14 protein-coding genes are annotated in these 15,751 nt (G+C 62.3%); all 14 read left to right on the top strand.

Annotation, left to right across the window (positions count from 1 at the left end; all coding sequences use genetic code 11):
* Positions 1–313 precede the first annotated feature (313 nt).
* The 14 genes from H351_RS19525 (at position 314) to H351_RS19465 (ending at position 15,749) form a co-directional block, all read left to right on the top strand.
* On the top strand, positions 314–2,584 hold the full coding sequence (locus tag H351_RS19525; protein ID WP_029255188.1) for a polyribonucleotide nucleotidyltransferase: 2,271 nt from the start codon (positions 314–316) through the stop codon (positions 2,582–2,584).
* Positions 2,585–2,710: 126 nt separating this feature from the next.
* Positions 2,711–4,069 (top strand): M16 family metallopeptidase, encoded by a 1,359-nt coding sequence (locus H351_RS19520; protein WP_029255189.1) that lies wholly within the window; start codon positions 2,711–2,713, stop codon positions 4,067–4,069.
* A gap of 28 nt (positions 4,070–4,097) precedes the next feature.
* Positions 4,098–5,210 (top strand): alcohol dehydrogenase catalytic domain-containing protein, encoded by a 1,113-nt coding sequence (locus tag H351_RS19515; RefSeq protein ID WP_029255190.1) that lies wholly within the window; start codon positions 4,098–4,100, stop codon positions 5,208–5,210.
* Positions 5,211–5,391: 181 nt separating this feature from the next.
* Positions 5,392–7,086 carry a cutinase family protein gene (locus H351_RS19510; protein WP_007735070.1) on the top strand — a complete coding sequence of 565 codons (1,695 nt, stop codon included), beginning with the start codon at positions 5,392–5,394 and terminating at the stop codon, positions 7,084–7,086.
* Between the two features lie 160 nt (positions 7,087–7,246).
* The gene (gene hypA / locus H351_RS19505; RefSeq protein WP_073512368.1) at positions 7,247–7,576 is read left to right on the top strand and encodes a hydrogenase maturation nickel metallochaperone HypA; all 330 of its coding nucleotides are present in this window, start codon (positions 7,247–7,249) and stop codon (positions 7,574–7,576) included.
* A 2-nt stretch (positions 7,577–7,578) separates the two neighbouring features.
* Positions 7,579–8,379, top strand: a complete 801-nt coding sequence (gene hypB, locus H351_RS19500) for a hydrogenase nickel incorporation protein HypB (RefSeq protein WP_029255192.1) — start codon at positions 7,579–7,581, stop codon at positions 8,377–8,379.
* Between the two features lie 163 nt (positions 8,380–8,542).
* Positions 8,543–9,658: an NADH-quinone oxidoreductase subunit B family protein gene (locus H351_RS19495; protein WP_020969412.1), complete on the top strand. Its 1,116-nt coding sequence runs from the start codon at positions 8,543–8,545 to the stop codon at positions 9,656–9,658.
* A 54-nt stretch (positions 9,659–9,712) separates the two neighbouring features.
* Positions 9,713–11,506 carry a nickel-dependent hydrogenase large subunit gene (locus H351_RS19490; protein WP_020907450.1) on the top strand — a complete coding sequence of 598 codons (1,794 nt, stop codon included), beginning with the start codon at positions 9,713–9,715 and terminating at the stop codon, positions 11,504–11,506.
* A 3-nt stretch (positions 11,507–11,509) separates the two neighbouring features.
* Positions 11,510–12,412, top strand: coding sequence for a NifU family protein (locus tag H351_RS19485; protein WP_029255193.1), 903 nt, complete (start codon positions 11,510–11,512; stop codon positions 12,410–12,412).
* Positions 12,413–12,431: 19 nt separating this feature from the next.
* The gene (locus tag H351_RS19480) at positions 12,432–13,052 is read left to right on the top strand and encodes a DUF5947 family protein (protein WP_029255194.1); all 621 of its coding nucleotides are present in this window, start codon (positions 12,432–12,434) and stop codon (positions 13,050–13,052) included.
* Positions 13,049–13,687 (top strand): DUF6084 family protein, encoded by a 639-nt coding sequence (locus H351_RS19475; RefSeq protein ID WP_020969415.1) that lies wholly within the window; start codon positions 13,049–13,051, stop codon positions 13,685–13,687. The genes H351_RS19480 and H351_RS19475 overlap by 4 nt, the downstream gene beginning before the upstream one ends.
* Positions 13,684–15,048 (top strand): hypothetical protein, encoded by a 1,365-nt coding sequence (locus tag H351_RS19470; protein ID WP_021333536.1) that lies wholly within the window; start codon positions 13,684–13,686, stop codon positions 15,046–15,048. The genes H351_RS19475 and H351_RS19470 overlap by 4 nt, the downstream gene beginning before the upstream one ends.
* 80 nt (positions 15,049–15,128) lie before the next feature.
* Complete coding sequence (locus H351_RS32940) at positions 15,129–15,248, top strand: DUF6893 family small protein (RefSeq protein WP_003942178.1); 120 nt, start codon at positions 15,129–15,131, stop codon at positions 15,246–15,248.
* 6 nt (positions 15,249–15,254) lie between these two features.
* On the top strand, positions 15,255–15,749 hold the full coding sequence (locus tag H351_RS19465) for a hydrogenase maturation protease (protein ID WP_029255195.1): 495 nt from the start codon (positions 15,255–15,257) through the stop codon (positions 15,747–15,749).
* Positions 15,750–15,751 lie beyond the last annotated feature (2 nt).

Here is a 15,751-nt window from a genome sequence, read left to right as displayed (position 1 = left end):
TTTCCGCTGTCGGCGCTATGCACAGTTGTCTACGCACAGTTGTGCAGTGCGCAGCCAGCACACCGTATGCACCAGAGAACGTGGTGTCGGTTGTCGGTAGTGGTTCTCCGGACCGGGCAAGTGCCCGAAAGCTCCGGCGGACTTCGATCGACGGCCGCCCGAACGTCGTGACGTCCCGAAGCAGAAATCGCTCGCATCGCAAGGAGCGTCTGCAATTCAAGAGGGGGACGTCCCTCGGTGCGCAGTTTCCACCAGGAGGGTGGAAACGCCCGCGCGGGTACGGCGAAGACGAGAGGGAAGTGAAGAGAAAAGAATGACAGAGAATTCCGTAGTAGAGGTCGACGAAGGCGTGTTCGAATCCACCGCCGTGATCGACAACGGGTCCTTCGGTACCCGCACCATCCGTTTCGAGACCGGACGCCTTGCTCAGCAGGCCGCCGGCGCCGTCGTTGCTTACCTGGACGACGAGACCATGCTGCTGTCCGCCACGAGCGCCAGCAAGCACCCCAAGGAGCACTTCGACTTCTTCCCCCTGACGGTGGACGTCGAAGAGCGTATGTACGCAGCGGGCCGCATCCCCGGTTCGTTCTTCCGTCGTGAGGGACGCCCCTCCACCGACGCGATCCTGACCTGCCGCCTCATCGACCGGCCGCTGCGCCCGTCCTTCGTCGACGGTCTCCGTAACGAGATCCAGGTCGTCGTCACGGTCATGAGCCTCAACCCGCAGGATCTGTACGACGTCGTGGCCATCAACGCCGCTTCCGCGTCGACGCAGATCGCGGGCCTGCCGTTCTCCGGACCCGTCGGTGGCGTGCGTGTTGCACTCATCGTCTCCGAGGACAACAAGGCCGGCCAGTGGGTTGCATTCCCGACGGTCGATCAGCTCGAGAACGCCGTCTTCGACATGGTCGTAGCCGGCCGCGTCGTGTCCGGCAGCGGTGACAACGCCGACGTAGCGATCATGATGGTCGAGGCCGAGGCCACCGACAACGTCATCGCGAAGATCGCCGACGGCGCTCAGGCACCGACCGAGGCCATCGTTGCCGAAGGCCTCGAGGCCGCCAAGCCGTTCATCGCACGCCTGTGCGCTGCTCAGGCAGCACTGGCATCCAAGGCTGCAAAGCCCACGGGTGACTACCCGGTCTTCCCGGCGTACCAGGACGACGTTTTTGCTGCCGTCGAGGCTGCTGCGTCCGAAAAGCTCAATGCCGCACTGACAATCGCCGGCAAGCAGGAACGCGACGACAAGACCGACGAGGTCAAGGTCGAGGTTCTCGAGCGGGTTGCACCCAACTTCGAAGGCCGCGAGAAGGAACTGGGAGCAGCGTTCCGCTCGCTCACCAAGAAGCTGGTTCGCCAGCGCATCCTGCGCGATCAGTTCCGCATCGACGGCCGCGGCGTCACGGACATCCGTTCGCTGTCCGCCGAGGTCGCGATCATCCCGCGCGCACACGGCTCCGCACTGTTCGAGCGCGGCGAGACCCAGATCCTGGGTGTTACCACTCTCGACATGGTCAAGATGGCTCAGCAGGTCGACTCGCTCGGTCCCGAGACCACCAAGCGCTACATGCATCATTACAACTTCCCGCCGTACTCCACCGGTGAGACGGGTCGCGTCGGTTCGCCGAAGCGTCGCGAAATCGGTCACGGTGCACTCGCCGAGCGCGCTCTCATGCCGGTTCTGCCCAGCGTCGAAGAGTTCCCTTACGCGATTCGCCAGGTCTCCGAGGCTCTGAGCTCCAACGGTTCCACCTCGATGGGCTCGGTGTGTGCGTCCACGCTCGCACTGCTCAACGCCGGTGTGCCGCTTCGCGCTCCGGTTGCCGGTATCGCCATGGGTCTGGTCTCCGACCAGGTCGACGGTGAAACCCGCTACGTCGCTCTGACCGACATCCTCGGCGCCGAAGACGCCTTCGGCGACATGGACTTCAAGGTCGCAGGCACCAAGGACTTCGTCACGGCCCTGCAACTGGACACGAAGCTCGACGGCATCCCGTCGCAGGTTCTTGCCGGAGCACTCTCGCAGGCGAAGGATGCACGGACCACGATCCTCGAGGTCATGGCGGAAGCCATCGACACCCCGGACGAGATGAGCCCGTTCGCTCCCCGCGTGACGGCCATCAAGGTCCCCGTCGACAAGATCGGTGAGGTCATCGGCCCCAAGGGCAAGATGATCAACTCCATCACCGAGCAGACCGGTGCCAACATCTCCATCGAAGACGACGGCACCGTGTTCGTCGGCGCCACCGATGGACCGTCTGCACAGGCCGCGATCGACATGATCAACGCCATTGCCAACCCGCAGCTCCCCAAGGTCGGCGAACGGTTCCTGGGCACGGTCGTCAAGACCACCGCCTTCGGTGCCTTCGTTTCGCTCCTGCCGGGACGCGACGGACTGGTGCACATCTCGAAGCTGGGCAGCGGTAAGCGCATTGCCAAGGTCGAAGACGTGGTCAACGTCGGATCCAAGATCCGCGTCGAGATCGCCGACATCGATGCACGTGGCAAGATCTCGCTGATCCCGGTCGAAGAGGGCAACGACGAGGCTGCCGCTCCGGCCGCCGACGAGGCTGCTTCCGAGTAGATCTCACTTCGTACTCTGATGCGGCCCCGCGCGGATTTCCGTGCGGGGCCGCATCTGTACTGTCTGTAGACACGAGCCTGTAGATACCTGATTCAACACTTGCACCGAGGACTGCTGAACCTTTTCATGCCAAAGACCACTCCCAACACCACGCGCAGCCGCAGCGCTGTGCTGAAATCGCCGATCGATGCGACTCCTGAATCGGGAGTGCAGCGCACGGTCCTTCCCGGCGGCCTGCGCGTCGTCACCGAATTCATCCCCGGTGTGCGTTCCGCCTCCGTCGGCGTGTGGGTCGGAGTCGGTTCCCGCGACGAGCAGCCGAGTGTGGCCGGTGCCGCGCATTTTCTCGAGCATCTGTTGTTCAAGTCGACGCCGTCACGGACCGCGTTGGACATCGCGCAGGTCATGGATGGTGTGGGCGGCGAACTCAATGCATTCACGTCGAAGGAACACACCTGTTTCTACGCGCACGTGATCGACGAGGACCTCCCGATGGCGGTGGACCTTGTTGCCGACGTCGTACTGCGTGGGCGCTGCAGAACTGCGGATGTCGACGTCGAGCGGCAAGTAGTGCTCGAAGAGATCGCGATGCGAGACGACGATCCGGAAGACCTGCTCGGCGACGCCTTCCTGACCGCGTTGTTCGGAGATCATCCTGTCGGTCGTCCCATCATCGGTAGCGTCGAATCGATCGAGTCGATGTCGCGCAATCAGCTGCATTCCTTCCATGTTCGGCGTTACACGCCGCAGCGGATGGTGCTGGCAGTAGCGGGGAACGTCGACCACAAGCAGGTTGTGACGCTCGCTCGCCGCGCCTTCGCCGGGCATCTCGAGCGTGGAGTCAAGCCGGCGCCGCGGCGCGAAGGCACTCTGCGTTTGCGAACGATGCCTGAACTGAGCTTGACCCACCGCGACAGCGAGCAGGTCCACCTTGCGCTCGGAGTACGCGCGTTCGGTCGGCACGAGGGTCATCGCTGGGCCCTGTCTGTTCTCAACGCCGCAGTGGGCGGCGGGCTGAGTTCTCGTCTGTTCCAAGAGATTCGCGAGAAGCGTGGGCTTGCGTACTCCGTCTATTCCGGCGTAGACACCTTCGCGGACACCGGAGCGTTCTCCGTGTACGCGGGTTGCCAGCCGGAGAACCTCGGGGAGGTTGCCACAGTGATCCGCGAGGTACTTGCGAACGTGGCGACGGACGGCATCACCGATGCCGAGATCGCCCGCGCCAAGGGATCGCTGCGCGGCGGATTGGTTCTGGCACTGGAAGATTCAGGTTCACGCATGAACCGTATCGGTCGCAGTGAACTGAATTACGGCAACCATCGCAGTGTTGCGCAGACGCTCGCGACCATCGACGCGGTTACCTCCGAAGAGGTGCTCGAGGTGGCGCAGGTGCTGTTGACGAGGTCGTTTGCAGCCGCCGTCGTCGGCCCGTACAAGCGGGTTCGTGATCTTCCCGCGTCGGTACGCGGGATCGTGGGCAAGTAGTTCGAACTATCGAAATCGGGGTGTGCAGTTGAAGATCCGTGGTGCAGTGCTCGAGGAGATCGGCCGGGAGCGTCCCTTTGCGGAGTCGACTCCGATTTCGATTTCGGAACTCGACCTCGAATCCCCGGGCCCGGGTGAGATCCTCGTCAAGATCGAAGCTGCCGGGCTTTGTCACTCCGACCTCTCCGTGGTCGACGGGAATCGCGTTCGCCCCGTGCCGATGTTGCTGGGCCACGAGGCAGCTGGTCGAATCGTCGAACTCGGCGACGGCGTTGATTCGTTGTCGGTGGGCACCCGCGTCGTGATGACTTTTCTTCCGCGGTGTGGCGAGTGCGCGGGATGCGCCACTGACGGCCGGATGCCGTGCACGGTGGGTAGCGCCGCCAACAACGACGGCAGTTTGCTCGGTGGCGCGCAACGACTGCGACGCTCCGGCGAGAGCGTCAAACATCATCTCGGCGTTTCGGGTTTCGCGACGCATGCGGTGGTCAACGCCAAGTCCGTAGTTGCCGTCGAAGACGATATTCCGGCCGAGATTGCAGCCGTACTCGGCTGCGCGGTGTTGACCGGCGGGGGAGCGCTACTCAACGCGGCCAAGCCTCGCCCGGCGGACACTGTGATGGTGGTCGGCTTGGGCGGCGTCGGGATGGCCGCAATCCTGGCGGCGCGGGCACTCGGGGTCGAGAACGTCATCGGCGTCGACGCACTGGAGTCCAAGCTGGCTCAGGCGCTGGAACTGGGCGCGACCGAGGTCTTCACACCGTCCGGCCTGTCCGAGAGTGGCGTTCGCGCAGACATCGTCGTCGAAGCTGCGGGAAATGCTCGGGCGTTCGAGACAGCCGTGGCCGCGACGGCAGCGGGTGGCACGACCGTCACGGTCGGGTTGCCTGCGCCTGATGCGCGCTCGTCGATCTCGCCGCTCGGGCTGGTGGCCGAAGCGCGGACCATCATCGGCAGCTACCTGGGATCTGCGGTCCCGTCCCGCGACATCCCGATCTACGCGCAGTTGTGGCGCGACGGGAAGCTGCCGGTCGAGAAGCTCATTTCCTCGCGAATCGAATTGGCCGACATCAATTCGGGTATGGACGAACTCGCCGACGGAAAAGCAATCCGACAGGTCATTATCTTCGACGCGGAGTAGGTGCACGTCGGTGTTATGCAGCGGAAATGAGGCGTTTGCGCCCCCGATGCCCTCCCGAGTCGCCGCGGAAAATCGTTACCCGTTGTAACGCTCCTCTCGTACTGGACGACTACTCGATTGACGTTGCGTGACGCCCCGGGGGTCGGTCGTACGTTTTCCAAAAGTTGATTGGGGAGAAGATATGCCGGTTCGTGGGTTCTTTTCGCGACATCGAATACTGGCGGGTGCAGTAGCGCCCGCAGCGCTCGGCGTGGCCGCACTGGTCGCGGTTGCGGTCGCTGTGGACTCTCCGGAGTCACGCACGATCGAGACACAATTGACGTCGTCGGTCACCGAGTGTCACGACATGGTCAGCATCGCGGTTGCCGGTCGACACGACACACCGGACGCTTCGACGGTGAAGATGTTGCTGGGAGCCGACGGGAAGCCGCTGCCGGCCGCCCTGTCCGGTGACTACAAGAGTGAACGCGTCGACCAGGTGATCAACCCGGCAGGCTCCGTCAACGCGAACAAGCCCGGCTCGTACGCGGCTGTGTACATCGCGTACCCGGCCAACATGGCGTCCTACGAGGATGCCGTCGCTGCCGGCGCTGCAAATACGCAGTCCGTGATGAGTGCCATCGCCAAGGAATGCCCGAAGACTCAGTTCTCGATCGTCGGGTACAGCGAAGGCGCCGATGTGGTGCGTCGCGTCGCGATGGACATCGGTACGCAGGAGAACAACGAGTTCGGGGTCGACCCGGACAAGGTTGTCGGTGTGGTCATGCTGGCGGATGCAGGCCGTGAAGCGGGCGACGGCACGTTCCTCGGTGCCACGAATCCGTTCACGAACCCGGATAACTTCAATACGAAGTACCAGAACGGCACCTCCGCGACACCTGGCGAAGGTGTACTCCCCGGCACTGCCGGAGGTTTCGGCAAGCTGAACGGCAAGGTCGCGTCCTTCTGCTCGGACGGTGACTTCACCTGCTCGGCTCCCAGCAACATCTCTCTGTTGATCTTGGCGGCAAATGTCGGTCGGCAGTTGAACATCGACCAACTCGAAGCGCAGGGTCTGAACCCGGCCACCGGTCAGGACGTCGCGGTGGTGTTCGGCCAGATCGTCTTCGAGGCGTTCGCAGACATTTCGTCCAATCCCAACTGGATGCAGAGTGACGAGACATTCCTTCAGGTGATGCTCAAGGTCTCGGATCCGGAGTACAAGCCCGGAAAAACACCCGCGCCGGCGCCGGTAGCCGAGGGCGAGACGGTGTCCACCGACAAGGTGTCTCCGCTGGCATATCTGCCGCAGAAGCTTTTCAAGGAGATTGTCGGTCTGATTGCTACCAACCAGAACACGATTCCCGTGATCTTGAGCGACCCCTACCAGCAGACACTCGCTCCAGACGTCGGACACCACTTCGATTACTGGCGAGATGCGGATGCGGCCAACGGCAAGCCGTTGACTTCAGCTGAGTACGCAGCGGCCTGGCTCACCTACCTCGCCCAGCAGGCGAAGGAAGGAAAGCCCGTCGACACAACGGCGAAGCCGACCCCGGAACAGATCAGTGCTGCTGTCGATGCCTACATGGCTGACGGCAATGCTGAGGGCGACGCCGCGGTGGCTGAAGGCACCGGAACCGGTCAGGCACCGGCCGGGACCACTGGCTCCACGGGATCTGCTGGAGCGCCCGCAACCACGTCACAGGTGCCTGCGGCAGGATCGGCGTCGGTCACATCGGGAGCGGTTGCCACTCCGACGGGTTCGGCGGCAGTGACGCCGACGTCGACAGTTCCGACCACACCGGTAGCGGGAACGGATGCAACGACGGCGCCCCCGACTACGACAGTGACGTCGACGACCACGACGACGAAGGTGCCGGTTCCGAACCCGTAATCCTTCTCGCCGGCGTTCGTCACACGAATAACGCTGTCACAGGCTGCGATCCGCAAGTAGTTGCGGATCGCAGCCTGTTTTCGTGTACGGGTTACGCACAGCGACCGTTGGTGCTTATCGTGGAAGGGAGGTTTCCGGATCACGAATCGTGGGTTTCACCGTGCACGAGCTGTCCATTGCGCAGAGTGTGGTCGAAGCCGTGTGTGAGCGTGCCGGCGAGCGACGAGTATCGAGCGTGCGGCTGGAAGTAGGGCAACTCTGCGCGGTGGTTCCACACTCTCTGCTGTTCTGCTTCGACGTCGTCACCGCGGGTACTCACGCCGAAGGTGCCAGCTTGCACATCGATGAGATTGCAACCAGCGCGCGATGCAAAAGCTGCGGCGTGATGTTCTCGCCGCCCGACATGTTCTTGCTGTGTGAATGCGGCAGTGCTGATGTCGAGGTGCTTGCCGGCCGAGAGTTACGGATCCTGTCGATGGAAGTGAGCTGAGCATGTGCGCGACGTGTGGGTGCGGGGACACCACAGGACCTCGGGTGTCGGTAGTCGCAGACGGAGAACACGAGCAGGAACACGACGACCACGACCACGACCACGACCACGACCATGGGCACGGTCACTCCGACCACACTGTAATTCTCGAGCAGCAGGTGCTTGCCAAGAACGACGGCATTGCGGTTCACAATCGTGAGTGGATGCGGGGCCGCGGAATCACGGCGCTCAACATCATGAGTTCGCCCGGCGCGGGTAAGACGACATTGCTGGCGCGAACGATCCGGGAACTAGGACGACAACGACCGATTGCCGTGATCGAAGGTGACCAGGAAACCCGGCTCGACGCCGAGCGGATTCGTGAGGCCGGCGCGTCAGTGGTCCAGGTCAACACGGGGGCGGGCTGTCACCTCGATGCCGAGATGATCGACCGCGCGCTGCGCGCCTTGGACCCCGCGGACGAGTCGCTGCTTCTGATCGAAAACGTAGGAAACCTGGTGTGCCCCGCGCTGTTCGACCTGGGCGAGGAAGGCAAGGTTGTCCTAATTTCGACGCCGGAGGGGGTCGACAAGCCGAAAAAGTACCCGCACATCTTTGCCGTCGCGGACCTCGTGGTGATCAACAAGATCGACTTGCTCCCGTACGTCGAGTTCGACGTCGATGCCTGTGTCGCGCAAGCGAAAATCCTCAATCCTGCTGTGCGCGTTGTTGTTCTATCGGCCACGACAGGTGAGGGCATGGACGAGTGGTACGAGTGGATCGGTAGTCGTTCGGCGATTTCTCCGGTGGCCGTTGACAACTGATCTGCTCGGGTAGTTAATGAAATGAGTGGGTGCCACGCAAGTGGGCCGAGGTTCGACTCCGGTGGCGTCAGCGTTTCGGTGCCGCAGCAATTTGAGGCCATAGCGTGTCAGGCAGTAGCGGCGCCGAGAATCAGGCGCAAGTGCACCCGTGAAAGCGGCTGACATGGACACACAAAAATCGACTGCTGGCACCACGGCGGAACCTGCCTCCGAAAGCGCAGCTACCCCGGAAAGTGCAGCGGCCAAAGCGGAAGAAACTCTGATCCACGTGCTGTGGATCAATGCCGGTCTCAGTTGCGACGGTGATTCGGTGGCGCTCACCGCGGCCACGCAACCCAGTATCGAGGAGATCGCGCTCGGTGCGTTGCCCGGCCTGCCTCAGGTGGCGGTTCATTGGCCGCTCATCGACTTCGAATGTGGACCGCAGGGCGGCGCTGACGATTTCCTGGAATGGTTCTGGAAAGCCGACCGGGGAGAATTGGAACCCTTTGTTCTTGTTGTCGAAGGATCTATACCGAACGAGAAACTTCACGACGAGGGGTACTGGTGTGGTTTCGGGAACAATCGCGAAACCGGCCAACCGGTCACCACGAGCGAATGGCTCGACAAGCTGGCGCCGAAAGCCACTGCGGTAGTTGCGGTCGGCACGTGCGCAACCTACGGCGGCATACATGCGATGGCCGGCAATCCGACCGGTGCGATGGGCGTGCCGGACTATCTCGGGTGGACCTGGAAATCGAAGGCGGGCATCCCGATCGTGTGCGTTCCCGGGTGTCCCATTCAGCCGGACAACCTCTCCGAGACCCTGACCTATCTTCTGTACATGGCCACTGATCAGGCGCCGATGATTCCCTTGGACGAATCCCTCCGCCCGCAGTGGCTTTTCGGTGCCACCGTTCACGAGGGCTGTGACCGTGGCGGGTACTACGAGCAGGGCGAGTTCGCGACGGAGTACGGGTCGCCGAAGTGCATCGTCAAGCTGGGATGTTGGGGACCGGTCGTGAAATGCAATGTCCCCAAACGTGGTTGGATAAACGGAGTCGGCGGGTGCCCTAATGTCGGCGGGATCTGCATCGGCTGCACAATGCCGGGATTCCCGGACAAATTCATGCCGTTCATGGATGAACCACCTGGCGGCAAACTCTCCACCAATGCGGTGGGAATGTACGGGTCCGTGATCCACAGTCTGCGCCGGATCACCGGTCACACGTTGGACAAGGAACCGCACTGGCGCGAGCGCGGGTCGAAGTTGCTCACCGGTGCGACGCGTACCTGGTGACCGACCGGATACCTTCAAATCAGTTCGTGAGCAACGTCTCTGGGAGGCACTGCAATGACGGCCATCGTTCCCGAACCCACCTCGACTGCGGACCGCGACGGTCTTGTCGAGATGGCGTGGGACCCCATCACCCGAATCGTCGGCAGTCTGGGTATCTACACCAAGATCGACTTCGCCAATCGCGAAGTGGTGGAGTGCCACAGCACGTCGTCGATCTTTCGTGGGTATTCCCTGTTCATGAAGGGGAAGGACCCGCGCGACGCGCATTTCATCACCAGTCGTATCTGCGGCATCTGCGGTGACAATCACGCCACGTGCTCGTGCTACGCACAAAACATGGCGTACGGCGTCAAGCCGCCGCATCTAGGCGAGTGGATCGTCAATCTCGGCGAGGCCGCCGAGTACATGTTCGACCACAACATTTTTCAAGAGAATCTGGTCGCAGTCGACTACTGCGAGAAGATGGTCTCCGAGACGAATCCCGGTGTGCTGGCGCAGGCAGAGAACACGCGCTGCCCGCACGAGGAGCAGCACGGGTATCGCACGATCGCGGACATCATGCGGACTCTCAATCCGTTCACGGGTGAGTTCTATCGCGAAGCGTTGCAAGTCTCGCGTTCGACTCGCGAAATGTTCTGCTTGATGGAGGGTAGGCACGTCCACCCATCGACGCTCTACCCCGGCGGCGTCGGCACTGTCGCGACGATCGAACTGATGACGGACTACATGTCGCGGCTGATGCGGTACGTCGAATTCATGAAGAAGGTCGTGCCGATGCACGACGACCTGTTCGACTTCTTCTACGAGGCGCTGCCCGGTTACGAGAAGGTTGGCCTGCGGCGGACCCTGCTGGGTTGTTGGGGATCGTTCCAAGACCCCGAGTACTGCAATTTCTCGTACAAGGACATGACCGACTGGGGCCGGAAGATGTTTGTCACTCCCGGTGTGGTTGTCGACGGAAAGTTGGTCACCACGGATCTGGTGGACATCAACCTCGGTATCCGAATCATGCTGGGGTCCTCGTATTACGAGGACTGGAGTGATCAGGAGATGTTCGTCAAAACCGATCCGCTGGGTAACCCGGTCGATCGCCGGCACCCGTGGAATCAACACACCAACCCGCATCCGCAGAAGCGTAATCTCGAGGACAAGTACAGCTGGGTCATGTCACCGCGATGGTTCGACGGAAAAGACAACCTCGCTCTGGATACCGGCGGGGGAGCATTGGCTCGTCTGTGGAGCACCGCTCTTGCCGGCCTGGTCGACATCGGATACCTGGAGTCGACCGGACACAGTGTGAAGATCAATCTTCCGAAAACAGCACTGAAGGGTCCTGTCTCGCTCGAGTGGAAGATTCCGGAACATGGCAGCAATACTCTCGAAAGAAACCGTGCGCGAACGTATTTCCAGGCGTACGCAGCAGCGGCTGCCCTTCACTTCGCAGAGAAGGCGCTTGTCGAGATCCGGGCAGGCCGCACCAAGACGTGGGAGTCGTTCGAGGTTCCGGACGAGGGAATCGGTTGCGGATTCACCGAAGCCGTCCGCGGAGTTCTCTCACATCACATGGTGATTCGTGACGGCAAGATCGCGAACTATCACCCGTACCCACCGACCCCGTGGAATGCGAGCCCGCGCGACAGCTACGGAACCCCCGGTCCGTACGAGGATGCCGTGCAGGGTCAGCCGATCTTCGAGGAGAACGATCGAGACCACTTCAAGGGCATCGACATCATGCGGACCGTGCGTAGTTTCGATCCCTGTCTGCCGTGTGGTGTTCACATGTATCTCGGCGGCGGCAAGACCCTGGAGAAGTTGCACTCTCCGACGCAGTCCGTGACCGGGGAGTGATCGATGGAGCAATCGGCCGACTACTGGCGCGGAGCAGGTGAGCGCATCGAGACGTTGTTGCAGGCCAATGCCGGTGCAGGCCCGGTGGCCAGGGATCGCGCCGAGCAACTGGTGCGCGAGGTCGTGCAGTTGTACGGCGCCGCACTCGAACGCACCGTCGCGCTGGCGGATCCGGCCATGATGGATGCGATGGTTCGCGACGATCTGGTGTCGAGCCTCCTACTGGTGCACGGACTTCACCCGCACGACGTCGAGACCCGCGTACGCACTGCGCTCGACAGCGTGCGTCCGTACCTCGGCTCGCACGGCGGGGACGTCGAACTGATCGAGGTGGCGGACGGCGTGGTGCGGCTACGGCTTCTCGGAAGCTGTAACAGTTGCCCTTCGTCGTCGGTGACCCTCGAAACCGCGGTCCAGGACGCGGTGCAGGCGGCGGCACCCGAGACCACCGGAATCGACGTCGAAACACCGGATTCGCACGAGCTGAAGTCGGGTGTGATCTCGGTCGAGTCCCTGTTCTCGCACGTACACGCCGACGGGGGAGGCGCGCACTGGGTGGAGGTCCCCGAATTTGCCGAAGTCGACGCGGGTGAGGTCGCGGGTTTCCGGGTATCGGATACCGATCTGTTGGTCTGCCGCTCCGGTGACGATCTGTACGCGTATCGCGACTATTGCCCCGTATGTGACCATTCGATGGCGGGGGCTGTGCTCGAACGCATGATGGGCCTTCCTGTCCGAGACGCCGCTGTCCTTACCTGTCCGACTTGCTCTGCCCACTTCAGCGTGTACGGAGCGGGTGCGCGGGTCGGCACCGGCTCCGAGCACCTGGCGCCTCTGCCGGTGCTTATTCGCGACGGTGTGCTCTCGGTCGCGCTTGCCGACGATTCCGTGTTGCCGGTGACCTAGCCGTGGACGAAGCCTGGTCATGAAAACCACTGTGGGAGAGGTGCTCACGCGAATCGCCTCGACGCGCGCCGTTCCGCCCGGGCCGCTGTGTGAGATGTGCGCGGCGGGCATAGGTGACGAACACCAACACGTCGTGGACGTACAGGTCCGGAGCCTGATGTGCGTGTGCCGTCCCTGCTATCTGCTCTTTGCGCCGGTCGACGCGGATCTTCGATACAAGGCGGTTCCCGATCGGTATCTCGAATTTCCGGACTTCGACCTCGGCCCTGGCCGGTGGGAGTCCCTGGAAATCCCCGTCGGACTGGCATTCTTCTTTCGGAACTCACTCCTCGACAAGTACATAGTCTTCTATCCGGGACCTGCCGGAGCTACCGAATCCGAGCTGCCCATCGACTCGTTCGAGACTGTGCTCGCGGAGAATCCGGGGCTCTCGCAGATGCGGGCCGACGTCGAGGCGTTGATTGTCTCGGTGCCCACGTCAGGACAATCGCCGAGATGCTTCGTTGTTCCCATCGACGCCTGCTACGAGCTGGTGGGCAGGCTGCGCACCGTGTGGCGCGGATTCGACGGTGGCCAGGACGCAGCGCGCGCGGTGGACGAGTTCTTCGGGCGCGTCGAGGCGCGAAGCAGGTCGGCATGACCGTCCTCGACTTCTCGGTCGACAACGTGGAGGTGGAACCGTATGCGGTTACACCAAATCTGACGGTGAGATTGAGGATGTCGGAGACTACCGGCGCGACCGTCCGAGCAGTCGCTCTACGCGCACAGGTTCGAATCGAACCGCACCGCCGGCCGTACTCCGACGAGGAAGGCGACGCCCTGCGCGATTTGTTCGGTCCGCGGGAGCGTTGGTCGAGTACGCTACGAACCTTCTTGTGGATGGAGTGTTCCGCGGTCGTTCAGGGATTCACGGAAACAACGGTCGCGGCCTTACCCATGGCGTGTACGTACGACTTCTCGGTGACGGCGTCGAAGTACATGCACGCACTCCGTGACGGAACGATTCCGATCGTGGTTCTACTGAGCGGAACCGTATTCACCGACGGGCAGCGCGGTTTCTCGGTACAGCAGATCCCGTGGGACAGATCTGCTGCCTACGAATTGCCGGTCGACGTGTGGAAACAGCTGATGGCCACGCATTATCCGGCCTCTGGTTGGGTACGCCTCGACCATGAGACGATTGCCGATCTCGTGCGATTCAAGGCAGCGCACGGCTTCACGGACCTCGATTCAGCCGTGCGGCAGTTGCTCACGGCGAGCGAGGTGCCCCGATGACCCGAACTGAGATGGATCACGACGTTCGGGCTGTGGCCGACGCTGTCCTGTACGAGGGATATCTTCTCTATCCTTACCGGGCCGGCTCGGCGAAGAATCAATCCCGTTGGCAGTTCGGGGTTCTCGGACCGCCCGGCGCCGCCGGTGACGGAGTCGGCGAGGAACCGTCGATGTCCGCCCAATGTCTGCTCGGCGAACTCGAGCGGAGCGGCGCCGAAGTAACGGCGACGGTGAGATTTTTGCACCACCAGTCGCGGACGGTTGAACGACTCGGCGCCGGCGGCGCGTGGATTCCGGTGGATCGGTTGGCCGTCGACGGGCACGAGGCGATCTCGTGGGACGAAGCCACCGAATCCGAGATCGTCTTGGGTCCGTGGGGTCTGGACGAACTCGAGGCCGGAGTCGAAGAATCCTTCTGTGCGGCGGGAGTTGTCGACGGCGAGACTCTGGCGGATTCTCGGGGCCGGGTCGTCGGACGGGTCGTTCGGACACGGCTTCCGGTGACTGGCTGCTTGGAATTGAACGCCTCCGCAGGGGACAGACGCAGGGTGATCTCCGTGAGCATCATGAACGACACGAGCGTCGACATGAGGGACAAGGGCACGGCCACGGCGCAGTCGATGCTCGGCACTCACGTCATTTTGACCTGCGCAGGCTCGAGGTTCGTGTCGTTGTTCGACGAACCAGATCACTCGGAGCCGCTGCGGCAAAATCGCTGTTATCCCGTGCTTGCGGGGACCGAGGATCCGACTCACCCCGGTACATCGCACACCGTTCTGGTGTCACCGATCATCTTGTACGACTTTCCCGAGATTGCGCCGCAGAGCGAAGGATCCCTGTTCGACTCGACGGAGATCGACGAAATTCTCACCCTGAGAATTCTCGCCATGACCGAAGAGGAAAAGGCGCGGGCGCGGGCTACCGACTCGAAAGCTGCCGACATCATCGACCGATGTGAGAGCTTGACGGCCGACGATCTAGCCGGCCTGCACGGCGTGCTGCGAGATTCGATTGCCGGTTCTGATCTGATACCCGAGGTGCCTGACGGCGTGGACTGGTGGACGCCGGAAGCCGACACCAGTGTTCAACCACGCACCGACGCAGTATTGATCAACGGCGTCCGCGTCTGTGGTGGAAGTACGGTTCGGCTTCACCCCTCACGTCGCGCTGATGCTCAGGACCTGTTCTTCGACGGCCGGATCGCCCACGTCGCCACCATTCATGAAGACGTGGACGGCGACATTCATGTTGGGGTGACGCTCTTGGACGACCCGGCCGCCGATCTGCACAACTGGTACGGCCGCTACCTGTACTTCGCGCCGGACGAGATAGAGCCGGTGCCGCGAGACGGCGCGAGTTGACGTACTTCACGCTGTCGGACTTCACAGCTATCGGACTTCACAGCTTTCGGACTTCACTGCTATCGAGAGGAGAACCCGCCATGAGGAGCATGGGATTGCTGTCGACGGCACTTCTCGGCGCCACCGCGATCGCAGCCGCGATCGTTCTGGTGGTGTCGATGCCGGACATCCAGCGCTATCTGCGAATGCGAAAGATGTAAAGCACTGTGCGCGTGCTGATTGCAGGCGTCGGAAACATATTTCTCGAAGACGACGGATTCGGCCCCGAAGTTGTTCGAGCGTTGCAGCATGAGAATCTCCCGACGGGGGTTCGCCTGGTCGACTACGGGATTCGTGGTGTGCATCTGGCATACGACTTGTTGGAGTCGTGGGACGCGCTGGTGCTGATCGACGCATTACCGGTGACCGGAGTTCCGGGGAAGCTTGCGATCATCGAAGTGGATCCCGAAAGTGAAGGCTCGCAAGGAGGTTTCGACGCACACTCGATGCATCCGAGTTCGGTGTTTGCCAGCCTGCAGGCCCTCGGCGGAGCACTCCCGCGGACGTTCGTGGTGGGGGCACACGCGAAATCGGTCGGCGACGGAATCGGATTGAGTGCAGAGATGCGTGATTCGGTCAGGCAAGCCGCCTCTGCGGTGATGGCACTCGTCCGGTCGATCGACGTGGATTGTGATGCCACCACATTGGGGCCGGAGGTGTGAGT

Source organism: Rhodococcus erythropolis R138 (assembly GCF_000696675.2).
Lineage (GTDB): Bacteria > Actinomycetota > Actinomycetes > Mycobacteriales > Mycobacteriaceae > Rhodococcus_F > Rhodococcus_F erythropolis.
Note: the sequence above shows the minus strand (reverse complement) of the source record. Positions and strands in the feature narration are given on the sequence as shown.